The sequence below is a fragment of the Streptococcus parasanguinis genome, from assembly GCF_015557775.1.
Lineage (GTDB): Bacteria > Bacillota > Bacilli > Lactobacillales > Streptococcaceae > Streptococcus > Streptococcus parasanguinis_AA.
Genome location: NZ_JADNOY010000001.1, coordinates 412,787 through 436,710, shown reverse-complemented (window position 1 = coordinate 436,710; position 23,924 = coordinate 412,787). Strand labels below are relative to the sequence as shown.

At 37.9% G+C, this 23,924-nt stretch carries 23 protein-coding genes and 1 riboswitch; of the genes, 1 reads left to right on the top strand and 22 read right to left on the bottom strand.

The window, feature by feature from the left end; translation table 11 throughout:
- From I2F76_RS02320 to I2F76_RS02235, 18 genes are all read right to left on the bottom strand, one after another.
- Positions 1-221 (bottom strand): BMC domain-containing protein (locus I2F76_RS02320; protein WP_195487223.1); only part of this gene is annotated, 221 nt, incomplete at its 3' end.
- A gap of 33 nt (positions 222-254) precedes the next feature.
- Positions 255-542 carry a BMC domain-containing protein gene (locus tag I2F76_RS02315; protein WP_195487148.1) on the bottom strand — a complete coding sequence of 96 codons (288 nt, stop codon included), beginning with the start codon at positions 540-542 and terminating at the stop codon, positions 255-257.
- Positions 543-573: 31 nt separating this feature from the next.
- Positions 574-2,058, bottom strand: a complete 1,485-nt coding sequence (locus tag I2F76_RS02310) for an acetaldehyde dehydrogenase (acetylating) (RefSeq protein WP_053092683.1) — start codon at positions 2,056-2,058, stop codon at positions 574-576.
- An 11-nt stretch (positions 2,059-2,069) separates the two neighbouring features.
- Entirely contained in the window at positions 2,070-2,726 is a 657-nt protein-coding gene (locus I2F76_RS02305) for a BMC domain-containing protein (RefSeq protein WP_049515145.1), read from the bottom strand.
- 14 nt (positions 2,727-2,740) lie between these two features.
- A complete protein-coding gene (gene eutL, locus I2F76_RS02300) occupies positions 2,741-3,394 on the bottom strand; it encodes an ethanolamine utilization microcompartment protein EutL (RefSeq protein ID WP_049515130.1) in 654 nt (217 codons plus the stop codon).
- Positions 3,395-3,410: 16 nt separating this feature from the next.
- Positions 3,411-4,334 carry an ethanolamine ammonia-lyase subunit EutC gene (gene eutC / locus I2F76_RS02295; protein ID WP_049515131.1) on the bottom strand — a complete coding sequence of 308 codons (924 nt, stop codon included), beginning with the start codon at positions 4,332-4,334 and terminating at the stop codon, positions 3,411-3,413.
- Between the two features lie 16 nt (positions 4,335-4,350).
- Positions 4,351-5,721 carry an ethanolamine ammonia-lyase subunit EutB gene (locus tag I2F76_RS02290; RefSeq protein ID WP_049472791.1) on the bottom strand — a complete coding sequence of 457 codons (1,371 nt, stop codon included), beginning with the start codon at positions 5,719-5,721 and terminating at the stop codon, positions 4,351-4,353.
- 26 nt (positions 5,722-5,747) lie between these two features.
- On the bottom strand, positions 5,748-7,178 hold the full coding sequence (eutA, locus tag I2F76_RS02285) for an ethanolamine ammonia-lyase reactivating factor EutA (RefSeq protein ID WP_195487147.1): 1,431 nt from the start codon (positions 7,176-7,178) through the stop codon (positions 5,748-5,750).
- A 108-nt stretch (positions 7,179-7,286) separates the two neighbouring features.
- A complete protein-coding gene (locus I2F76_RS02280) occupies positions 7,287-8,723 on the bottom strand; it encodes a sensor histidine kinase (protein ID WP_049472789.1) in 1,437 nt (478 codons plus the stop codon).
- Complete coding sequence (locus tag I2F76_RS02275) at positions 8,710-9,288, bottom strand: ANTAR domain-containing response regulator (RefSeq protein ID WP_037607841.1); 579 nt, start codon at positions 9,286-9,288, stop codon at positions 8,710-8,712. The genes I2F76_RS02280 and I2F76_RS02275 overlap by 14 nt, the downstream gene beginning before the upstream one ends.
- 22 nt (positions 9,289-9,310) lie before the next feature.
- Entirely contained in the window at positions 9,311-9,655 is a 345-nt protein-coding gene (locus I2F76_RS02270) for a BMC domain-containing protein (RefSeq protein ID WP_003006878.1), read from the bottom strand.
- Between the two features lie 472 nt (positions 9,656-10,127).
- A complete protein-coding gene (locus I2F76_RS02265) occupies positions 10,128-11,270 on the bottom strand; it encodes a 1-propanol dehydrogenase PduQ (RefSeq protein WP_003006876.1) in 1,143 nt (380 codons plus the stop codon).
- A gap of 278 nt (positions 11,271-11,548) precedes the next feature.
- A riboswitch (adenosylcobalamin (AdoCbl) riboswitch) is annotated at positions 11,549-11,694 on the top strand.
- A 299-nt stretch (positions 11,695-11,993) separates the two neighbouring features.
- Positions 11,994-12,596, bottom strand: a complete 603-nt coding sequence (locus tag I2F76_RS02260) for a cob(I)yrinic acid a,c-diamide adenosyltransferase (protein ID WP_003006874.1) — start codon at positions 12,594-12,596, stop codon at positions 11,994-11,996.
- A 20-nt stretch (positions 12,597-12,616) separates the two neighbouring features.
- On the bottom strand, positions 12,617-13,681 hold the full coding sequence (cobT, locus tag I2F76_RS02255; RefSeq protein WP_049474834.1) for a nicotinate-nucleotide--dimethylbenzimidazole phosphoribosyltransferase: 1,065 nt from the start codon (positions 13,679-13,681) through the stop codon (positions 12,617-12,619).
- A complete protein-coding gene (locus I2F76_RS02250; protein WP_023023532.1) occupies positions 13,674-14,549 on the bottom strand; it encodes a propanediol utilization protein in 876 nt (291 codons plus the stop codon). Before I2F76_RS02250 ends, cobT begins: the two co-directional genes overlap by 8 nt.
- Complete coding sequence (gene cobD, locus I2F76_RS02245; protein ID WP_049472786.1) at positions 14,549-15,631, bottom strand: threonine-phosphate decarboxylase CobD; 1,083 nt, start codon at positions 15,629-15,631, stop codon at positions 14,549-14,551. The genes I2F76_RS02250 and cobD overlap by 1 nt, the downstream gene beginning before the upstream one ends.
- Positions 15,632-15,681: 50 nt before the next feature.
- Positions 15,682-16,116, bottom strand: a complete 435-nt coding sequence (locus I2F76_RS02240) for a EutP/PduV family microcompartment system protein (protein WP_049472785.1) — start codon at positions 16,114-16,116, stop codon at positions 15,682-15,684.
- Positions 16,117-16,125: 9 nt separating this feature from the next.
- Complete coding sequence (locus tag I2F76_RS02235; RefSeq protein ID WP_049472784.1) at positions 16,126-17,445, bottom strand: haloacid dehalogenase-like hydrolase; 1,320 nt, start codon at positions 17,443-17,445, stop codon at positions 16,126-16,128.
- Positions 17,446-17,790: 345 nt separating this feature from the next.
- Between I2F76_RS02235 and I2F76_RS02230 the strand changes: the two genes are divergently transcribed.
- On the top strand, positions 17,791-18,210 hold the full coding sequence (locus I2F76_RS02230; protein ID WP_003006862.1) for an SP_0198 family lipoprotein: 420 nt from the start codon (positions 17,791-17,793) through the stop codon (positions 18,208-18,210).
- A gap of 48 nt (positions 18,211-18,258) precedes the next feature.
- Here I2F76_RS02230 and I2F76_RS02225 read toward each other — a convergent pair whose 3' ends face one another.
- The 4 genes from I2F76_RS02225 to glpK all read right to left on the bottom strand — a co-directional run bounded on the left by I2F76_RS02225 (position 18,259) and on the right by glpK (position 23,831).
- Positions 18,259-19,023 (bottom strand): (S)-acetoin forming diacetyl reductase, encoded by a 765-nt coding sequence (locus tag I2F76_RS02225; RefSeq protein WP_023023545.1) that lies wholly within the window; start codon positions 19,021-19,023, stop codon positions 18,259-18,261.
- A gap of 668 nt (positions 19,024-19,691) precedes the next feature.
- Positions 19,692-20,393 (bottom strand): MIP/aquaporin family protein, encoded by a 702-nt coding sequence (locus tag I2F76_RS02220; RefSeq protein ID WP_195487146.1) that lies wholly within the window; start codon positions 20,391-20,393, stop codon positions 19,692-19,694.
- A gap of 69 nt (positions 20,394-20,462) precedes the next feature.
- Positions 20,463-22,289, bottom strand: a complete 1,827-nt coding sequence (gene glpO / locus I2F76_RS02215) for a type 1 glycerol-3-phosphate oxidase (RefSeq protein WP_195487145.1) — start codon at positions 22,287-22,289, stop codon at positions 20,463-20,465.
- A 33-nt stretch (positions 22,290-22,322) separates the two neighbouring features.
- On the bottom strand, positions 22,323-23,831 hold the full coding sequence (gene glpK, locus I2F76_RS02210) for a glycerol kinase GlpK (RefSeq protein WP_023023551.1): 1,509 nt from the start codon (positions 23,829-23,831) through the stop codon (positions 22,323-22,325).
- Between the last annotated feature and the right edge of the window lie 93 nt (positions 23,832-23,924).

Sequence of the window (23,924 nt, the reverse complement as noted above, 5' to 3'; positions counted from 1 at the left end):
GAAATCAATTCACCTACGTTTTCAGCTGCTGCTGCACCTGCATCTGTTGCAGCTTTAACAGCACCTACGTCACCACGAACCATTACAGTTACCAAACCAGCTCCGACTTGTTGTTTACCAATCAATGTAACGTTTGCTGCTTTTACCATAGCATCTGCTGCTTCGATAGCACCTACTAAACCTTTTGTTTCAACCATTCCTAATGCGTTTGCGTTTGACATATTCTTTTCCTCCTATTATTGACTTAAACTTAATTATTCAGCTGATGGATGTGGTAAAATTACTTCTACTTCTGAATGTGGACGTGGGATGACATGTACTGAAATCAATTCACCTACGTTTTCAGCTGCTGCTGCACCTGCATCTGTTGCAGCTTTAACAGCACCTACGTCACCACGAACCATTACAGTTACCAAACCAGCTCCGACTTGTTGTTTACCAATCAATGTAACGTTTGCTGCTTTTACCATAGCATCTGCTGCTTCGATAGCACCTACTAAACCTTTTGTTTCAACCATTCCTAATGCATTTGCGTTTGCCATTTTAATTTCCTCCAATTATGAAATGAATAAGTTATTTAGTTAATTTTGATAACACACGTTGAACAAGCAGATCAATTAATTGTTCTTCATCTACTTGCTTATCAACTTCACAGCGTTGACAGTCAAGATTTTCTTGATTTTCAGCCTTTCTCAGATCTGACAATTCTGCAGTACCATAAGCGACACGGCGAATATTAATCAAATTCAATGGGCTTACATTGTCAGATGTTGCGCTTCCACCTACAGCTCCACAACCCAAAGTAAAGGCTGGGAACAAACCTGTTGTAGCACCAACTCCTCCTAAAGCAGCAGGAGTATTGACCAAAAGTCTTGAAACAGGTTTTCTTAAAGCAAATTCTCGAACAATGCTTTCATCTTGCGTGTGGATAGCTAAAGTGTGTCCAGCTCCTTCATGATGAAGAATTCGAATACTCAACTCACATGCTTCTTCCCAATTTTTAACAGTGTAGAAACCAAGAACTGGAGCAAGTTTTTCCATTGAGAATGGATATTGTTTACCAACCCCTTCACCGTCAGCAATCAAGACGCGGGCATCATCTGGAACAGAGATTCCAGCTAGTTTAGCAATCACTTGAGGTGTTTTACCTACCATTTTTGGATTCATTGCTCCACTAGGTAGAATGATGAAGGCTCCTAATTTCTTTGCATCTTCTTTTGGAACGAAGTAAGCACCTTGACGTTTAAACTCTTCAACAACCTTGTCTTTTGTTTCTTCTTCTACAATGATTGATTGTTCAGAAGCACAGATAACACCATTATCAAAAGTTTTTGAATCTAGAATTTGACGAACTGCTTTAGGGATATCTGCAGTTTTTTCGATAAAGGCTGGACCATTACCAGGACCTACCCCAATAGCAGGTGTTCCTGATGAATAAGCAGCTTTTACCATTGCATTCCCACCAGTTGCTAAAATCAAATTTGTATCCTTGTGTTTCATCAACTCATTAGTTGCTTCAATAGAAACACGTTGAATCACACTGACAGCACCTTCTGGACATCCTGCAGAAACTGCTGCTTTTTTAATAATATCTACAGTTTCATTGATACATTTTGCTGCGTGTGGGTGCGGAGAGAAAACAATACTGTTTCCACCTTTTAAAGCGATAAGAGCTTTATACATGACTGTCGAAGTCGGATTGGTTGAAGGGATTAACCCTGCAACGACCCCAACCGGAACTCCAACTTCAATAACTTTATTTTCCTTATCTTCGCTCAAAATTCCTACTGTACGCATATCCTTGATTTCTTCAAGAATACCTTTTGAAGCAAGGGCATTTTTTAAAACTTTATCTTGCCACTTACCAAATCCAGTTTCTTCAGCAGCCATTTTGGCTAAACGTTCTCTTTGATCATAACAAGCTTTAGCTACAACTTTTACGATCGTATCAATTTGTTCTTGACTCATCAATGCGAGTTTTTGTTGAGCTACTTTTGCTCGTTGAATCAAATGGCGAACTTCTTGAATAGATAAGAGATCTTTATCTTCAATATACATTCAACTTTCCCCTATGATTTCAATTTTAGTAAAGCTTGAATTAGTAATTGTTTGTTCGCAAATTTAATTTCTTTCTTAGATAGATTGATTTTATTTTCACGATAAGCAATACTTCTTAATTCAACAACTTTGAATTTATTCAATTCTTCCTCAGAATATTTTTGCTTTCTTTCTGTTGAAATTTCTTCTTCCGTCACAATATCAGAAACAATTTCTTCAACGATGGCATCTTCAACACCAGAAACTATGTCTTCAACAACGACTTCATCAATAGCTGATTGCAATGGTTCTGTAATAACCTCAGCTTCTTCAACTGGGTCAAGTGATTCCAAAACACTTTCTTCTTTCAATGAGACACTTTCAACTTTAGGAAATTCTTTATTCTCTTCCTTACGGATTGGGTTGAGGATTGAATCAGTTTGTGAGTCTAACCGTGCAATCACGTGACTATGAAGATAGTAAGGTTGATCCTGTGCAATTTCAACTGCGGCTTCTACAGCTGATCTTACTGCACTAACGTCGCCTACTAACTGAACTGTGTTCAAACCTGACTTAACAGTTTCTACATTTAATAGTGAGACATTTGCAGCTTTCAAAGCAGCATCTGCTACAACAACTGCTCCAAGAAAACCTCGCACTTCAATTAATCCAAGTGCTTTTTCTACCATGAGCATACCTCATCTTAATAATTCTTTGGATTGTCTGCAATACTCTGAACCGTTTGGGCAAATGCATCACATGCTGCACGACATGCAGATTGAGAGCCAATCAATAATCCACCCGCAAAGTTTGTTTCACTTGGTGGACCATAAAAGGCTCCAACCGATACATCTGCAGCTTTCAAAGCAGCATCTAGGGCAACCATAGCTTCAGCAGGAGGTGCAATCAAATAGGCAATTGCTGTACCTTCTTCTGCATTGGCACCTTCTGAAAGATAGCTACCTGCTCTAGAAATACAATGAGCAAAATATGGGATGCTATCATCATCATTTGCACTGTAGAAACTTGCCCCATTTTCAATTTCATATACAACGACGTCTAAGCCACTGCGAACTTCTTCTGGATTAGGTCCGGCAAGGATACCAATAACTTCACCTGCTAATTTTGTTGAGGCATTACCAGCTCCAGCATACATACTACGAGCATAAACAACTTCAACATCAGCTGCTTTTGTTGCTTCATCTAAAGCAACATAGGTTACATCATCGCAGTCAGAAGTAACAATTCCTAAACTTCTATGATGTGGTTTCAGTTCCAATGATGCTGCTAACCCTGCATCTACATTAGGAATTAATAATGCACTTAATACGTTAGCGCCAAGTCTATCATTTTTCAAAATCTAAACCCCATTTCTATTTTAATTCTACCCCTGACTTCTTATTATCAAGAATCTTCTTAATAATTTCAGCCACGTAGGCACCAGCTTCAACCGCTGGAGTTCCACCCTTATGGATATTGGATACAACTGTACGACGAGATTCAGGCATACCAACTGTTGGTTTGTAAGCCATATAAGCACTCATTGATTCAGCTGTTACCAAACCAGGCCGTTCACCCACTAGCATACAGATGACCTCAGCTCCTGTAAGTTCAGCAATCTGGTCCATAGCCGCTACCCGAGCATGTTTGATGAAAAGAACTTCATTATAGTCAAGACCAAACATTTTCAACCCTTGTTTTAAAGCTGGTAAGAAATCTCTTACGTTCGCTTCAATGGCTGATGAACTCAATCCATCTCCTACAACAATTTGTACTTTTGGATTTGGTTTGCAAGATTCTTTGATAATTTTTTGTTGATCTTCTGGGAAGAATCTACCATAATCTGGTCGAGTTAAGTATTCATCTTTTGTTGAAGCTTTTGTTTGAACTGGAATGAATCCCATTTCTTTAACAAAATCATCAGATACATAAGAGAATACCGCATCTTGTGCCGCTGCGTGGTCAGCACGGAAGCGAAGAACTGTTTCAGTCTTGTAACGATTTCCAGCTCTCCACAAGCCCAAACGAGCTGGTGTGAATTTTTTAATTTTACGATAAGCTTCTTCGTTAATGGCATTTGGAATCAAAAATTGTTCCTGAATATCCACTTCTGTAATATCTGGAATAATTCCATCTTCAATAGTAGTTTCTTCCTTATCTGGTTGAACACTTGGACTTTCTTTCGTCTTCAAATTGGAATCTACTTTTTGCTCCTCTTTTGTTGACTCTGCAATGGCATCTGTATCCAACTCACTTAACAAAGAACGAATCATTTCTTTTAAATCTTGTTCATTCACTGTTAATACCTCCTTACTAATTTTGTTTCATAAAGATAGATCCGTCTCCACCGATTTCAGTAAGATGCCCATCTTTCATCAATCCCATTTTTTCCATCCATTCTTCAAATTCTTTGATTGGACGTTTGTTCAAGAGATCACGCATTGTAGCAGTTTCATGGTAACCGGTAGTTTGGTAGTTCAACATGATATCATCACCATGAGGAATTGCCATGATGTAGTTTACATTCGCTGCTCCAAGAAGAACCAATAGGTTTTCAGCGTCATTTTGATCAGCTTTCATATGGTTAGTGTAGCAAATGTCACAGCCCATAGAAATACCTGTTAGTTTACCCATGAAGTGATCTTCCAAACCGGCACGAATAACTTGTTTTGAATCATACAAATATTCCGGACCGATGAATCCAACTACTGTGTTAACCAAGAATGGATCAAAACGTTTCGCAAAACCATAACAACGTGCTTCCATCGTTACCTGGTCAGCACCATGGTGAGCATCTGATGACAACTCAGAACCTTGACCAGTTTCAAAGTACATCACGTTTGGACCAGCTGCAGTACCAACTTTATGAGCTGTATCTTTAGCTTCCTGAAGAACTTTTGCATCAAAACCGAATGCCGCATTCCCTTTTTCAGAACCTGCGATAGACTGGAATACCAATCCAGTTGGAGCTCCTTGGTTCATTGCTTCAATCTGAGTTGTAACGTGAGCTAGCACACAGTGTTGTGTTGGAATCTTATACTCTTCGATAAAATCATTAAACTTATGAAGAATTCGTTTTGTACTCTCTACAGAATCATCAACTGGGTTCAACCCTAACAGAGCATCCCCACATCCATAAGCAAAACCTTCCATTGTAGAGGCCATAATTCCATCAGGATCATCTGTAGTGTGGTTTGGTTGCAAACGAGAAGAGAATGTTCCCGGCATACCAATGGTTGTATTAGCGCGTTTTGTAATGACAATCTTATTTGCTGCAACAATCAAGTCTAAGTTTGTCATCAACTTAGCAACCGCTGCAACCATTTCTGAGGTTAATCCACGAGAAAGCCATTGAATATCAACATTTTGGTGGTTGTTATCTAAAATCCACTCACGAAGTTCAGAAACAGTCCAATTTTTAATCTTTTCATAAGTACGAAGGTTTACATCATCAATAATAATACGAGTTACTTCGTCCTCTTCGTATGGAACAACAGGATTGTTAAACAAATCTGATAGTTTTAATTGTGATAAAACCACCTTAGCTGCTACGCGTTCTTCAGAAGATTCAGCCGCCACCCCAGCAAGTTGGTCACCCGACTTGTATTCATTGGCTTTAGCTAGAACTTCTTTTACTGATTTGAATTCATAGACTCTTCCAAATAATTTTGTCTTTAAAATCATTTAAAGTCTCCTCCTTTAATAATTTCTTAATTAAAAACTAACGTTTTAACAACGACCGGCAAGACCGATCCCTCTATCACTGGATTACCTATATCGATGTAGTCACCATTTTGGACATCAACTGAGTCAATACATACAAACGGATAATCTTTTGGTAATTCAGCAAACAAACATTGCCCTAAAACCTTTGCCATATCTTCTCTAACAACTACAAGTAATGGAATATTCTTTCGAATACTTTCTCCCATCCCCTTTGTGATAGCGCTTGCATATTCTTGTACTCTAACAAAACTTGGACTTTTTTCACCATTAATTGCTAAAGCAACCTGTTGAACTTCATTTTCTAAGGTAAACCATTCTAATTTATCATGAATGATTTCTGTTAATTTTTCACAACTCTCTAGTTCGTCGTCTTTCGCTAATTTCAAAACAGGTATATTTCTAATTGGTAAAGTTTTAGAAATATAAGTGATGGTGCTTCCACTCACCTCTGTTGTATGACTTCCAGCACCTACGACTGTTGCTCGAATTGTTTCGGCTGATTCAATTACTCTCTTTTGTTCAAAAATCTTTGATTGACGAATAGCACGTCCCAATATGATACCAATATCACCGTAGGTGAAATCATTAGTAGCAGAATCTTGATAAATAACATCGGCTACTCCTCCGGAAAATGAAACACATTTCAATTCATAATCGAGTCGCAATCCATGGTTGGTTTGTAAAAACTCGTAATACGGAGCATCCACTTCAAGCCCAACTGCCTTTTCTAAAACACTCACTAAAATTTGGATTAATTTATTCAATTCATCCCTATTTACAATTTCATCCAAAAACAGTCTTAAATTTTCTTTTTTTATAATTTCTTGAAGTTTAGGTGAAATATAATGTATTTTAAGAGTATTAGGATCAATCTTGATCAAACGACCGCCAATATCAAAACAACCTGTATCAATTACATCTCCTTCGCGAAATGCAGCGAAGTTTGAAGTTCCACCTCCAATATCAATATTTACAACGGAAGTATGGTGTTCTTGAGAATATTGGTGTGCACACGCTCCCTTGCCTGCGATAATACTCTCTAGATCTGGCCCCGCAGTAGCAACTACAAAGTCCCCAGCGTAACCGCTCAACGCCTGCAAAACTTGGCTGGCATTTTCTTTTCTAGCTGTTTCACCGGTAATAATTACTGCCCCCATCTGAATATCTTGCTTTTCAATCCCGGCTTTTTGATATTCTTGGATAACAAAATCTTTTATCTTATCAACTTCTATCAAAGACTGATGTGAAATTGGTGTAAAAATAATTTTACTTTTATAAAGGACTTTTTTATCCGTTATATATACTCTTGGGATTGTAAATACAGAAGCAATATTTTCAATTGTAAGTTCAGATAGGACCAATTGAGTAGTTGCAGTTCCAAGATCTAACCCAACACTCAAAATTTTATCCGACATAGGAAACCTCCAAAAAAAGACGCTTAAAGAATGCACTGAAACATCGGTTTCTTGCATCCTTTAAGCGTCATTGCTTTTCGACTGACTTCATTGTTAGTCTAGAATTATTTACACTTTAAAAATTATCTTAACTTGCGTTCCCTCATTGTTTGAGGTCGTGACTAGTCTTCCGGATAATTTACTCTCTACAAATCTTTGAACAAGTATTAAGCCAAGATGCTCTTGACCCACGGTTTCGACATTGTAACCGCTACCATTATCAATTACTTGTATACGTATTATATCATCATTTTTCGTCATTTGCAAACGAATACATTGATTTTTTTTATTTTTTTGATATTTTTTATTGGAAAAAGCATGCTCATAAGCATTTTGTAATAATTCATTTATTACCAATGCCAGTGACGATGCTCTATTATGATCCAAGTAAATATCATCACATAATTTTAATTTTAATTGAATTTCTGATTTTTCTGCAAAACAGCGTTGAAGATTTGATGAAACAATTTCAACCAAAGACTTCAAATCTATTTTTTCATTTTCTTGATTAGAAAGAAGTTCATAGGTAGCAGCTATCGAGAAAATTCTGTTTATACAGTCTTCAAAAGCAACTTTTGTACCAAACTCTTTAACCTGTGCTCCTTGCAATCGCAATAAAGAAATAATGGTTTGAAGATGATTTTTAACTCGGTGATTAATTTCTCGAGAAGCAATCAAACTCTCTTGGATTTCTTTGTCTTTTTCCCGTAGTTCACTGGTATCTTTTATAGTAATAATCGTTTGATGATTGCGAGCATTGGGATAACACTTCACTTGAAAATAATGTTTTCCGTACTTAACTGTTTTATTACTATTTGAAAAATTATCCTCTACTAATTCAGAAAAAATTGTTCCATCTAAAGAGAGATTATCATAATGCATTCCTTGTATACTTTCTAAGTAACCCAACTTACTTCGATATAAGACAACCGCTGATTGATTGCAATGTAGTAAAAATCCTCCTCGATCAAATACTAATACTGCATCTTCTACATAATCTAATAATGATACCTCTTCTTCCCGGATTGATTCAGAAGGTGCTTGAAAAATATAAGAATGGTCACCTTTCGAATGCTGGAGAGAAAAACTTGATGAGAAACTATCTGAAAAATCACTTTCAACGATTAAAGTAGCAATTACTTTTTTTCCTCTGATAATTGGAAAAACAGTCTGTTCAATTGCAACTCCTTCTTGCGATTGTCCTCGAAGACCCACAGAAGGAACACCTGTTTGAAGTGTACGAAGAACCCCAGGTTCATTTTCTAAAAAGGCAGACTGCCCAACAACTGTTTTTTCATACAAGCTCTCCTTTGTATGAGGCTTTCTATGAAAAACGACAATTGCATGATCAGAATAAATATTTTTTACATCAATGAAGACGTCCTTATCCATAAACTCTTTGCTTGATAAAACTGCCTCTGATTGTCGAATCAAATAATCAATATCTGCTTCATTAAGATCTGTTTTATCCTCGCAAAATTTCTTTATCTGATTATTGTACTTCATTATTCAATAACAGCAACTTTGCAATTTCAATCATTGGAACACGCTTTTGCATACTGATTGTCCGAATCTGTTTAAAAGCCTCTGGTTCCGTAAGATTATCTCTCGTCATCAAAAGTCCTTTAGCCTTTTCTAGAACAATTCGATCATCGAGCTTCTTACTAATTTTAATTAATTCCTTCGAAAGTAATTGCTGTTGCCGTCCTTTCTCTATACAAACTGCTATTGTAGGAATTAAAGACTTTGCATCCAACGGTTTTACCAAGTAAGCACTAGCACCAGTTAAACTTGCTTTTTTGATATAATGGTCATCATTATAAGCAGAAAGAATTATCACACCGTATGCTAATTCATCATCTAATATTTTTTTACCTGCTGATAAACCATCTAATAACGGTAATTTAATATCCATTATTACTAGATCGAAAAAGTGTTTTTGACAAAGTTCAATAGCTTCAAAACCATCACTTGCTTCTGCAGCCACTTCATAATCTGACTGTTCTAAAATTTGTTTGATATCTAAGCGAATAATCGGATCATCATCACAAATTAGTATTCTGCCTTTCATAAACTCCATCCCTCATATGAAATTATGTTCTTGTTACAACTGTACTTGAAAAGCCTAGAATCTCTTCTAAACCATTTAATACTGCGTGGAGTGATGCATCTACTGACGCAACATCCCCTGTCATTACAACAGATCCGCTAAATCGATCCACAAAACCAATCTGTACCCCAGCTGCTTTAGTAGCTATATCCACAGCAATAATTGCAGCCTCACTTGGAGTGATGGTCAATATCCCAATAGCATCACGAAAATCTGTCTGTAACCCCAATTTTTCAAAAATAACAGGATCAGGACTAGCAATTAAATGTGCTAATGTGACTTGTTTACCAGGAACGTATTCCTGAATCATTCTTTGTTTTTCTGACATTTATTACCACCTCTGGATTGGTTTTACAATAAATATAATTCTAAATAATTTGATTATACTATATTTAGTATTCGCTTTCAATAAAATTTATTAATTAAATTATTACATAACAGTGTCAAATTAAAGATCCTAAATTTGAGGGAAATTTTTTTAATCCTTTAATTTTTTGTATGTTAATTTAACTATTTGAAATAATTGATTATAAAATATAGAACCACTAACATCCAATTATGTACTATGCAAAACCAATACAAGACAACTTATTAGTGCTTTTAAAAAATTATAAAAGTAAGCCTATATTAAACAAAATAAATTTAAAAATTCCAATTAATCATGTGAACTTTTATTATTATATATATATTCATAAAAAAATCTGAACTCACATGTCTTTTTTAATTTTCACCAGCAGATTCATTTCTACTAAATGAATTAGACTTTATACTCTATTTTTGTTAATTTAAAATGACTCTTTTTAGAAAGCTTGTTCTAAAACCTTCAATAATTCTTCAACTGTAGGGACTCTCGGATTTGTAATCGTACACTTATCCAATAAAGCAGCTTCCGCAATCTCACGTTTATGAGCATTAAAATCATCCACTCCCACTCCATAAGATCTTAAAGAAGTCGGATGATCTAATTTTTTCTGAAGTTTTCGAACAGCATCCACTAATTGTCTTACACCTAGAATAGGTGTAGAAGCACTCAACCCTAATAAACGAGCAATCTGTTGATATCTTTCAGCAGTTTCTTTATTCAAATTACCAGCACGGGTACCTGTCGTTGCCACATTCGCATTATACTGGATAATATGTGGCATTAAGATGCTATTAAGTCGTCCATGAGGAATATGGAATTTAGCTCCAGCTGCATGGGCGATACTATGATTAATCCCCAATGAAGCTGAGTTGAAGGCCATTCCCGCCAAAGTAGAGGCTACATGCATTTTTTCACGTGCTTCTAAATCATGTCCATTTTTGTATGCACGAGGCAAGTATTCAAATACTAATTTGATAGCTTTTTCAGCCAAAGCATCAGAAAAATCAGTTGCTTTATTTGAAACATAGGCCTCAATCGCATGTGTTAATACATCCATACCAGTATCTGCTGTAATATTAGCTGGTAGTGTTTCCACCAAATTGGAATCTAATATAGCGATATCCGGTAGAATATCCCAATCTACGATCGGATACTTTTGTCCTTTCTCAGCATCAGTAATAACTGCGAAACTTGTCACTTCAGATCCTGTTCCACTAGTAGTTGGGATAGAGATCAATTCCACATCAGTAAAAATCCCTTGTTTCTTCGCAAAGTAATACATTGCTTTAGATGCATCAATTGCAGATCCCCCACCGACAGATAAGACAATATCGATTGATTTCCCTTCAGTCGCGTGAATCCCTGCCACAATAACATCAATAGGCGGATCTGGAACAATATCAGTAAAGGTTATGATATCGTTACTAGCGTCTAAATAATCAAGAATTTTATCTAACTGTCCAGATTCTTTTAAAAACGGATCAGCAACAACCAATATGGTTTTGTTATGATAGTTTTCTAATTGGGCCAAAGCACCTTTGCCGACAAAAATTTTAGTTTTGTAGTAAATATTATACATTCTTTCTCCTTTCTTTTCAGAGTTTCTTATTTTATTTTACCCCCTTTATCATTTGAAACTCTTAAAACAACATAAAAAGAAGCCACATGAAACACTACCAAATAGTATAAATTTTGGCATATTTCATATAGCTTCATTGCTTAAAATTGTACGTCCTTGTACTTTACAAAAAGTATAACATAAAAACGCTTACAACGCAAAAGAAAAAACATATATTTTATTTTTTTGATCATAATACTTGCAGATTCTTCTAGATCGTGCTATCATAAAGTTACTAGAAATGATTTTGGTACTTTTAAGAGTATGGAAGTTTGGTGAAAATCCAACACGGTCCCGCCACTGTGATAAGCTTAGCTTTAAGTCAGGTCTTTATTCTTAAATTTTAGTAGATTTCACGCCTCGATGTAAGGTGGTGATGTCAGTTAGGAAATACACCAAAATAGTGCTTTCCCCTATTGACTCTACGTATGAGTACGTATCATTTTCTAAGGATGGGGTTCCCATCATCTGCAAAGAAGCAGAGTCAATATTTGGAAAGCTACTGTTAACCAATGAAGCTTAGCACGAAATTTGTACACTGTTGTACATCTGGCTTTCGAATTCTAACCTTGTCCTTCCCTTTAGGAAAGACAAGGTTTTTTTCTTATCACCTTTAATCAAAAAATTATGACATAGATAAAAAAGCACTGCCCCTATTTTTTTATTAGAGGTAGTGCTTTTATTCTAGTTATTATTTTTCTTTGCCCACCGCTCCACATCTGCTTTTGTAATATTGTGAAACACTTTTGCTCCTCTTTCATAAGGAATATCCTCACAGTGTTTTCGATAATTAATCACTCTGGCAAGAGCAAAGAAATAGTCAGATAAACGATTCACAAAAATTAAGACTTGATTATTAATTTCATTTGTCCACATGGTCGCGACAATATGTCGTTCTGCACGACGCGCAATGGTTCTTGCTACATGAACCATTGAAGCAATTTCATCACCGCCAGGTAAAATGAATCTTTCCAGAGCTGGTGGAATATCCGCATACGTATCAATTCGTTCTTCAATCCATTTGATGAGGCTTTCATCCACTTTATATGGGTAAACACCATGTGGAGTAGATAAATCTGAACCGCAATCAAACAAATAATTTTGTAACTGATACAATTCGTCTCTCAATTCATCTTCAGGATCCATTTTACTAATCGTATAACCAACCCAAGTATTTAGTTCATCAATAGTCCCGTATGCATTGACTCGATCCGAATCCTTTGCAACACTTTGACCACCTACTAATTTTGTAAGACCTTTATCACCGGTCTTTGTATATAATTGCATATTTTCCTCCTTTATTCCTATTATCTAATATCGACATAGTCATCCCGGTCCAATTTTCCTTCTTCAAAAGTTGGCATATGTTCTATGGTATATACAGAACTTTCCATTAAAAAGAAAGCTAAAGGACAGCCAGAACCTTCTCCTAAACGCATATCCATTTGAAGCATAGGGGATAATCCTAAGTAGTCAGAAACGATTCGATATCCTGGTTCTGTTGAACAATGCGATGGGAAGCAATAATCTAAAACCTCTTTCTTTAATTGAGAAGCTATCAAGAGTCCCGTTAAAGAAATCAGTCCATCTATGACACAAGGCAGTTGATGTTGGGCACATGCTAGATAGGTGCCAACCATTCCCAACATATCCAGCCCACCAACTTTTGAAACCAGATCAATCATATCACTATAAGGTGCATGATTGGTTACTGCTTCTTGGATAACTGCTGTTTTATGAGCCTTCATCTTTTCCGTAACACCCGCTCCATATCCCGTCACCTCTTGTGCAGGGAGCCCCAAAGTTGCGGCAATAACTGCTGCGGATGTCGTGGTATTTCCAACCCCCATCTCACCAGTCCCAAATAAGGTATAGCCCTGATTAATCAATTCAACAGTTCTTCTATACCCAACCAAAATCGCTTCTAGGGCCTCCTGACGAGTCATGGCAGGTTCCTTTAGCATATTTCGTGTTCCATTTAGAATATGGTCTGGATTATCAGGATAGATTGGGCTTTTACAACCAATATCAATGACGCAAATATCTGAACCCGCATATTCAGCAATATTAGCCACCCCTGCTTTCCCATTTCTAATATTATTGGCTACAATAAATGTTGTTTCGATAGGGTTTGAGGAGATTCCTTCATCGCAAACTCCATTATCCGCTACATAAATCATGACCATTTTCTTCGTCAACTGGATATTGTCAGGGAACATCGCATGTAATCTAGCATACATTTTTTCCATTTTTCCTAATGCACCTAGAGGTTTCGCTAATCGATCACAATAGTTTTTTCCCTCTTCTAATGCTTTAGCATCAATCGGTACAATATTTTTTAGGATTTGATTTAATTCATCTTGCCTATCCACAGATTTCCTCCACCTTCTTCACTTTTAGCCCATCATATATAATTTTGCTTAGATTCCTTATAGAATAATAGCTTGCCAGAGGATGTTGGGAAAGTCGTTCTTCTAACTTATTCAAGTGAATCAGCTGATCTTGAGTCAACAGAATACCAACGATGCTACCACTATGAGCAACATTTACTCCTAGTAAACCTAATTCTGTTGTAATTTCTATAATTTCTTCTAAATAGGGTTTGGGCAACCGTTTGTTATTTAACAAGGCACTTGTAGTCGCCAACTTACCTAATAGCTTCACATTTTGTTTGTCACAGGCAGTTTTGAAATCAATCAGCAATTTCTTTGATTGCTTAGCAGGATACAAGGGACTATCTGTCATTCTTATGAAACTCGTTGTATCGACGATTTGATCTGGCTCTAGAATGTACACATAAAGATTCGGTTTCCATTTTGTCTGCCATTTGATCGCACCGTCAAGAGGATTCATCACAGTCCAGTCTGAAAAACCGACGGAATCGCTTGGTTCAATCTTAGAACATAAGCTCGTTAACAGAGGGACTGACACTTCCTTTTGTTTGCAAGAAAAATAAGCACCTAAAATTGACAGCATATCCGCTGTACTACTAGAATATCCCTTTCCAACAGAGATATCTGTTTGAAAAGAGAAGTCGAAATCTATCTGATCTGTTAATTCATTTATAACTCGCAGCATTTTAGGACGCAACTCTTCTCCTACTACACCTGTTTGAGGGCCAATTAATACTTGGCTTTTCTTTTCAATGCCATAAGACATCAAAAATTCACGACCATCTACAACACATTGGAATAATTCTCCACAAGATCCTGGACAAGATGCTATCATTGTCCCTTCCACTACTCATGTCCTCCAAGAATCGCTTTCAAGGCGACTAATAAACAGGTATTCTCTTCTCTGCTACGAATTGCAACGCGGTAGTAATCACTACTTAAATTACGGTAGTTGGAACAGGAGCGGATAAAAATGTTATAGCGCCATAATTCTTCACGTAAATTCTTAGACCCCGTATACTTAAAAAAGATATAATTAACACTTGGTTTTAAAACAGTTAATGCAGAAAAAGTTTCCAAAGAACGATACAGGAAGTCTTTTTCCTCTTGTAACCATTTTAGAGTCTGAGCTTGATAATCCTGATCCTTTAAAATCACAGGCAAAGCTTGAAGAGCCAGTGCATTAATTGTCCACGGAGCCCTACGTTCATTAATCTTTGTTAAGCATGGATGTTTCCCAAGGGCGTATCCTAATCGTAATCCTGGAATCGCATAAAACTTGGTTAGAGATCGAACAACAATTGTATTTGTAAACTCACTCAAATATGGAACAAAACTATACTTTTCCTCGTCTTCTAAAAAGTCAATAAAAGCTTCATCTAGAATAAAATGAATATTCCGTTCCAGTAATTTTTTCGCAATTTCTAGCAATTGACTAACTGGAACAACAGATCCAGTTGGATTATTGGGATTACATAATAAGACAACATCTCCTGCTTTCAAATGATCCATGTCTGATAAAAGATCTTTCACTGTCCAAACAAAATTAGGAGATGTTAAATGATGATAAATAATTTCTGTCCCTTCTTGATAAAAAGCCTTTTCATATTCCATAAAGGTTGGACTTAAAATCAGTAATCTCTTGGGTTTTAAGATCTGAGCTAACTCATAAAATAAACCTACCGCACCATTTGACAAAAGAATTTCTAGATCATGATTACCGTGATGGTCTCTAAGTAAATCTTTTTCATATTGGTTTGTGATATCTGGGTACTCTGTAATTCTATCAATGCTCTCCACTAAGACTTGGCGGAGGTTTTCGGAAACTCCAAGAGGATTGATGTTGGCACTAAAATCAATCCACTTTTCAGAAGAGTTTCCATTTTTTTCAGCTAATAGACGTCCATTCCCTCCGTGTTCAACAATCATACACATCTCCTTCTTGAAAGATAAAGTAGTCCTTTTAGATTATATCATGTTTACTCACTCTCAAGAAAGTCTTTTAAAGCATCGATCCCAGTATTTTCAGTTGAAGAAATCTCAAAAATTTGTTTAACACCTGCATCTAACAATTGTTTACGCGCAAATTCCAATTGCTCCTCAGAGTCTACTAGGTCAATCTTACTAATGATTCCAATCACATCTTGGGTGAATAATGAAGAAAATCCTTGAGGAAAAGTTTGCATGGTTGAATTCCCTGCAATTAAGAGTCCAATGATTTCAGCTTCTGCTGCAGTCACTGTTAAAGCATTGTAATAGCGTCTGTGTTGTAAAAATTCCCCTGGCGTATCAATAATACTATCGTGAAATTGAACAGCCTGCGTTTTAAAATACTCAATATCTAATCCTTTTAATCGTTGGGTTAGCGTTGTTTTACCCACTCCCACTGAACCAACAAACATGATTTTCTTCATAAATCTCCCCTATTTTTTAATTAATTGTGCCTCATCAGTTCCCAACTTGATTGTTTCTCTACTCTTAACTAAAACACCTTTGTTTTCATCACGACCTTGTAAGAAGTATTTGGCATCTTTGCTATCATATGTATCTACTGCAGTCTGTGAAAGTAAGCCAATTCCTTTAGATGGATCCCGTAATAGGTTAAAGATGATTCCCATCTGTAATCCTTCAAAATCTTTCAACATTGCATAGTCTCCATTACTATCTCCAGCAATTAGAATAGGATCTTGGTTCCCATGTTTATCTGCAATGAACTTCTTGATTGTTTTTGTTTTTCCTTCACCTTGTGTTTGGAAGTAGTCGTTATTGTATTCTGATTGAATGACACCAGAATCATTTTTAACGAGTTCCATTCCATAGACATGGTCTTCAGTAATATTATATCCAAATTTTTCCTTAGTAGCAAAAGGAACAACAACATCTCGGAATGAAGCAGAAACAACATAAACATCTATGCCATTATCTTGTAGTGTCTTATAAAGATTTTGCATCTCTTTTACTGCGCGAACACCACGTTTAAATTTGATTTCTACTTGACCAGCTTCACCCTTCAAGCTTTCTGGGCTCACCCAAGTTTCATAAACTAAATCTTCTTTTAAGGCACGTTCAATTGATTTTTCAGATAAGGCTTGAACTTCTTCTGAAGTCATACCTGTAAATAAGTAGGTAACCCATGGATAAGAAATATCTGAACTGAAAGTTCCACCAATTGCTTCGTAAAGATAACGTAATTTAGCACTGAAATCTTTATATTCGTCTAATTGTTTCACTTCATCAAGACTCTTAGTCCCCTTAAAACCTTTGTATTCGTTATAAAGAACAGTATAATCAGAAACGATATCCTTAGCAATATTATCAATGTTGACAGGATTTCCTTCTTTATTGTTATGATCTTCTTTAAAGTTATCCTCTGGGATATTTGTACGAATAGCCTTATCTAACTCTTCCGGTGTCATCTTAAAATCTAAGTTTTCAATTTGATAAGTAAAAGTTGCTTCACCAATATCGTTGATTACTGTTGTGTTATCCCAGTCAAATACAGCATACGGCTTCGCTGATTCATTATATTTTGAACTAGATTTGCCATTATCTTTAATAACATTACTTAATTTCTTATATAACTTATCCTCCCACTGCCCACGATTAAGCACTTGATCTTCTTTTGATACACTTGTTTCTTGACTAGCTTTACTAGGCTCAGTTGTTTTAGATGACTGAGAAGCCTGACAACCAACCATAAATAAGGCAAGACCACAAACAAAAAAGAGACGATGTTTCTTCATGAGAAAACCTCCAAAATAAAATTTTATTAATTAGAAAAAAGGCAATAAGATACCTATGATTTGAAACGGTTGCGCCATTGCAATCATAGGCCTCATTGCCTTTTATATTATTCCAAACCCATTATACTAATTAGACAATTGAATGTCAACCGAAAACGGTTACATTTTTATCACAAATAAAATTCTACTATTCTACAAAACAATATAGTAAAATGATATTTACGAATAATTGGGTAATGAGTTCCTACTTCATGAAGCGAATTTTATTTTTCTGAAAATTCGTTTTCATTGTCTTCTCCTCTATCCTCTGCTATACTTGGATTATCAAAGAAAGGAGACAAGCCTATGACATTGTCCAATAAATTCACACTTTCTCTTGCCTCACTGGCAGTTCTTGGTCTTTTAGCAGCCTGCTCGAATCCGACAGCTCAAACACCTGCAAGCTCTGCTAGTTCACAACAGGTCGCGTCAAGTGCTTCAAGCTCTAAAACTTCTCAAACGGCTAGCCAACCTGAAAATCTAGATGGGACATACAAGGGGACTGATGAAACTGATCAGATCACTCTGACCCTTTCTGGTACGACGGGCACATGGGAAGAGCTTGAAAGCGATGGCGAGAAAGAAAGCAAACCTGTAACCATTCACGCTGACAATCATACTCTCACTGTAGGGGATGATCTCAAATATTACAAACTAGAAGGTAACCAACTCACTATTGAAGATGACGATCGCGATCCTTCTGATACCATTGTATTAACGAAATAGCATAAAAAATAAGAGGTTAGGATGTTGATCCCAACCTCTTTTTTCATCTTAATGGAACTGCATCCCACCATCTACGATAATGGTTTGACCTGTGATGTAGTTTGAATCAGGACCAGCAAGGAAGCTAACCGCTGCAGCGACATCTTCGGGTTCGGACAAACGTTTAAGGGTAATATCTTTAGCGAAAGTTTGCATACCCCATTCGTCATCTTTACCAGCGTTCTTACCAACTTCATGAGCGATATCATACATCATTGGAGTCTTAACGATACCAGGTGCATACGCATTGACAGTAATACCTGAATCAGCCAAGTCACGTGCCAAAGTTTGAGTGATACCACGAACTGCAAACTTAGTACCACCATAGACAGTCAAGTTAGGGTTACCTACAACACCTGCTTGTGAAGTTGCATTGATGATTTTTCCGCCATGGCCAAGCGCCTTGAATTGAGCTTGTGCAGCTTGAGCACCCCAGATGACACCACCAACGTTGATGGCAAAAGTGCGTTCAAATTGTTCTTCTGTAATCGTATCAAGTGGTGTAGTTGGAGCAACACCAGCGTTGTTAACGACAACATTTAAATCTCCGAAATGATCCACAACTTTTTGGAAAGCTGCAGCCACTTCAGCTTGTTTGGAGACATCAGCAACGACCGCAAAAGCATTCTCTGCTGATAACTCAGCTACTGCTTTTTCTGCTGTCTCAGCATTGTAGTCTAAGACTCCGACCTTGAAGCCATCTTGTACCAATCGTTTTGCAATCGCAAAACCGATCCCTTGACCTGCACCTGTGACAATAGCTACTTTAGACATATGATTCCTCCTTGGTATCCCCGATACCAGCAAACGTTCATAGAAGAACAGCAAAGGTTGACAGTCAGTTTTGGGTGAATCTATCATAAGTTCCTTCCAAAACTATGCTAACAGTATACTCCTTTGTGAAAAAAGTGTCAAATTCTGGCCTGTTATTTTCTAAAGTTATTCACAATCTATCTTATCTTTATTTAGTAATAAATTAACTGATCAAAATAATTTTGAAAAGGGTTTTATATCTTGACAAAAACACTCATATTACCTATTGTTTTGAGCCTTATCTCATGCTACACTAATTATAAGAAAATCAAACAATAAGAAGGTCAAACAATGAAAAAATTCATGGATAAATTGAATAACCTACCTAAGCCAGTTCAATACATTATTGCGATCATTATTTTCTTTATTGCGTTTTACATTTCTTATAGCTTGTTTTAAGTTAGAACGTACAAAGCTCTCTTTAGCTAATACAGTATTTTAAATGAGAGTGGGACAGAAATCGGTAATTCGTTAGAATTCGATTTCGTCGTCCCACCTCCGCACAGTTGAGTAGGGCTGTAAAAGCTGATGAAATCAGCGTAGTAGAGCTCACTCAACCACTGCGTCTTGCTCGACAATCCAAAGACAATTGAGAGGCTAGGACTTTTGTCCCAGCCTCTTTCATTTTTTTAAAACATTTTAAAGACTGCTACTGCAAGTACTGCACCGATGATTGGACCAACTACTGGGATCCAAGCGTAACCCCAGTCACCATCTCCTTTGTTAGGAATAGGAAGGAGGCTGTGCATGATACGAGGACCTAAGTCACGAGCTGGGTTGAGAGCGCAGCCTGTAGTTCCACCGAGAGACAAACCAATCCCTACAATCAAGGTACCAACGGCAAAAGTACCAAGTCCTGCTTGAAGGTCATAAAGACCAAGTGCAAAGATAGTCAGTAGCAAGACAAAGGTTCCAAGGATTTCACTGATGAGGTTTGAAGTAGTATCCTTAATTGCTGGACCTGTACTAAAGGTTCCAAGGATATTTCCAGGATTTTCTTCTGCTAGGTAATGCGGTTTGAACTGTAACCAGACAAGGACTTGCCCTACCATGGCTCCAGCGAATTGAGCGATGATATAAGGAATCACAGATGCCCAAGATAGGCCACCATTAAGAGCAACCCCAATTGTTACTGCAGGGTTCAAATGGGCCGGACTTAACTTACCAGAGATGAAGGAAGCGACAGCAACCGCAATCCCCCAACCAAGAGTAATGACGATCCAACCTGAGTTGTGGCTTTTCGTTTTTGGAAGAACCACTCCTGCTACAACCCCATTCCCTAATAGAATCAGGATTAGAGTTCCTAAAAATTCACCAAATAATTCTTTCATATGATTTAATTCTCCATTATAAAGAGGGGAAGGTTAGACAGTCTTCTTTCCAACCCCTTTTTTGTTTTTTTAGTTTTTTAATGCTGCCAAGTCATTGTTTTCCAAAGCGACTTGCAAGTTTTTGCGGTAGCCAACTTTTTCTTCTTCTGACCATTCATAGAAGCGTCCCATTTCATCCAAAACAGGTTCGACAATTGCATCTAAGCTATCCCGCATGAAGAGCATGTGGTTCGTCCGACGAAGAAGGAAGTCAACTGGGCTAAGTGCCAATTCATTGCGCATTGCATAGTGAAGTGATAATGTATCTGCTAGGCTCAATCCAGGTGCCTGTTCCACGCTATGAGCAAGGGCGAAAACCTTAGGAGCATTAGAGCCGTATAGGTTAGCTAGGTAGTGAGCTTCCTTGCTATCCAAGCCACGAGATACGCCAAGTTGAGCAAAGGCTTCGATTTCAGAATCCACGTTGGTTGGGTTAATTTCTCCACCTGATACTGGATAGGTCTTAGAGTTGATCAATTTGAACTGACGGTCGAACTCTTCCTTGAGAATGGTCAAGACACGCTCCATCGCTCCTTCAGCCATCTTGCGGTAGTCTGTAATCTTCCCACCAGCAAGGGTCAAAAGACCATTGTCATCGCGATCCAGGCTTGATCCACGAGAAACAGCAGATGGATCCAAATGTTTTTCAGAAGTGCTGCCTTCCAAGTGGCTGATTGCTGATTCAACATCTTCACGCGATTTTTCTTTAGAAAGATAGCCTTCAACTGTTGCAATCAAAGCATTAAAGCTCTCATCACTGATAGTGCCGTTGTTTCCACCATTGTAGTCAGAAGCACTGTTTCCTGAGATCAACGGACGGAGACCAGCCCAGCTACTTTCGATATCATCGATGGTGATGTGAGCTTCTGGGAAGCGGTTATTCACGATTCCCAACAAGTAGTCGACATCTTCTTGAGTTACTTTTGGATGCTCTAAGTCACCAGTGTAGTCCGTGTCAGTCGTTCCGAAGTAAGTTTTGTTTTCACGTGGCAAGACGAAGACCATACGACCGTCTCCTAGACCAGTATCAAAGTAGACAGGTTGAGAAACTTTGATCTTGCTTGAGTCTACGACCAAGTGAACACCCTTGGTTGGACGCATTTGTGAATGCTGCTCTCCATTATTTGAGAGATTACGCACTTTATCGCTCCAAGGACCTGTTGTATTAATCACCAAACGAGCCTTGATTTCAAAGACTTGATCAGTCAAGAGATCACGCGCCACTACACCTATGATCTTGCCAGATTCATCAAAGAGGAATCCTTCTGCTTTTACGTGGTTGGCAATGAGGGCCCCATCTTGGTTGGCACGTTTGATATTTTCAATCACCAAACGAGCATCGTTGTTACGGAAGTCTAGGTAGACCCCACCTCCGACTAGACCTTCTTGTTTCAACTCAGGCTCACGAGCCAACACTTCTTCTTTGGTCAAGACCTTGTTGGCAGCTGGAGTATTGCTGACACCTGCCAAGAGGTCATAGAGGTCCATGGCTACCTTAAGACGGAAGAGGCTAAAAGTTGCCCCATCTTCATCATAGACTGGTAAGAGCATTGGGTCTGGTTTTGGAATATGAGGAGCAATTTGTTGCACTACTGCACGTTCTGATACCGTATCTGATACCACTTCTACGTCAAATTGTTTGAGGTAACGAAGTCCACCGTGGACCAATTTTGTTGAACGGCTTGATGTCCCTTCCGCAAAGTCCTGCATTTCAATCAAACCTGTTTCAAGACCACTTGCTGCTGCCTGCAAGGCTACCCCAGCACCTGTGATCCCTCCCCCGATAATCAAAAGATCCAGGGTGCGTTCTTGCATTTTCTTAATCGATAATTCACGAGTTTTCTTTGAAAATTCCATAATTCTTCACTTTCTATCCTACTGAAGTCTTGACTAGTCTTCAATTTCTGCAAAGAGTTGGGTAGCTTTAACAGCTTTCTTCCATCCCTTGTAGAGTTGTTCTTTACGAGATTCGTTCATAGAAGGCTCGAAGAGTTCACCAGTTGCATTGAGTTCTTTCAATTCATCTAGGTCTTTCCAGTAGCCGACTGACAGGCCAGCAAGGAAGGCTGCCCCCAAAGCTGTTGTTTCCAAGTTTTTAGCACGAGCGATATCAATACCAAGAATATCCGCTTGGAACTGCATCAAGAAGTTATTCATAGCTGCTCCACCGTCCACTTTAAGGACTTGAATAGCCGTCTTAGCATCAACCTGCATAGTATCGATGATATCCCGTACTTGGTAAGCAATGGATTGAAGAGTCGCCTTAATAAAGTCTTCTTTGGTTGTTCCACGAGTCAAGCCAAAGACAGAACCACGAGCATTTTGATTCCAGTATGGTGCTCCTAGACCTGTGAAGGCCGGTACCACATAAACTTCATCATTGTTGTGAGAATCACGCGCATATTTTTCAGATTCAGGTGAGTTTTCCACCATACGAAGACCATCACGAAGCCATTGAATGGCACTACCCGCGATAAAGATGGATCCTTCTAAGGCATAGTATACTTTCCCGTTAATTCCATATCCAATGGTAGTTAGCAAGTTATTTTCAGATAGCTGCATCTCTTCACCTGTATTCATGATGATGAAAGATCCAGTACCGTAAGTATTCTTGACCATACCTGGTTCGAAGGCCAACTGTCCAAAGAGGGCCGCTTGTTGGTCACCCGCCATACCAGAGATAGGAACTTCTCCACCGTAGAAATGGAAAGGAGCTGTTTTTCCATAGATTTCAGAGTTTGAACGCACTTCTGGAAGCATAGCCTTAGGAATATTGAGGACTTCCAAAATCTCATCATCCCATTTTAGGTCTTTAATATTGTAGAGCATGGTACGAGCAGCATTTGAATAGTCTGTTACGTGAGAAGCTCCGTCTGTCAACTTCCAAACCAACCAAGTATCGATGGTTCCGAAAAGCAATTCTCCTTTTTCAGCCCGTTCTTGTGCTCCTTCTACATGGTCCAAGATCCAGCGAATCTTAGTTGCTGAGAAGTAGGCATCAATGACCAAACCTGTTTTTTGGTGGAATTTTTCGACATACCCTTGGCTCTTAAGCTGTTCAGCTAAAGGAGCAGTTTGGCGAGACTGCCAGACAATGGCATTGTAGATTGGAAGTCCAGTATTCTTATCCCAAACAACGGTTGTTTCCCGTTGGTTGGTAATTCCGATAGCTTCGATTTGTCCTGGTTTGATGCCACTCTCGATAAAGGCACCAGCGATAACAGACTGAACAGAGTTCCAGATTTCATTTGGATTGTGTTCAACCCAACCAGCTTGAGGGAAAATTTGCGTGAACTCTTTTTGGCTAGAGCTTACTTTTTCTCCTTTTTTATTGAAAATGATGGCTCTTGAACTTGTTGTTCCTTGGTCAATTGCCATAATGTATTTTTCTTGTGACATGAACTGTCCTCCTGGGAAAAAGAAATATTCTTTAGGAGACGTACTCCTTACATTTTCTATTATACAAAATAAACCGCTTTCATGATCATCAAT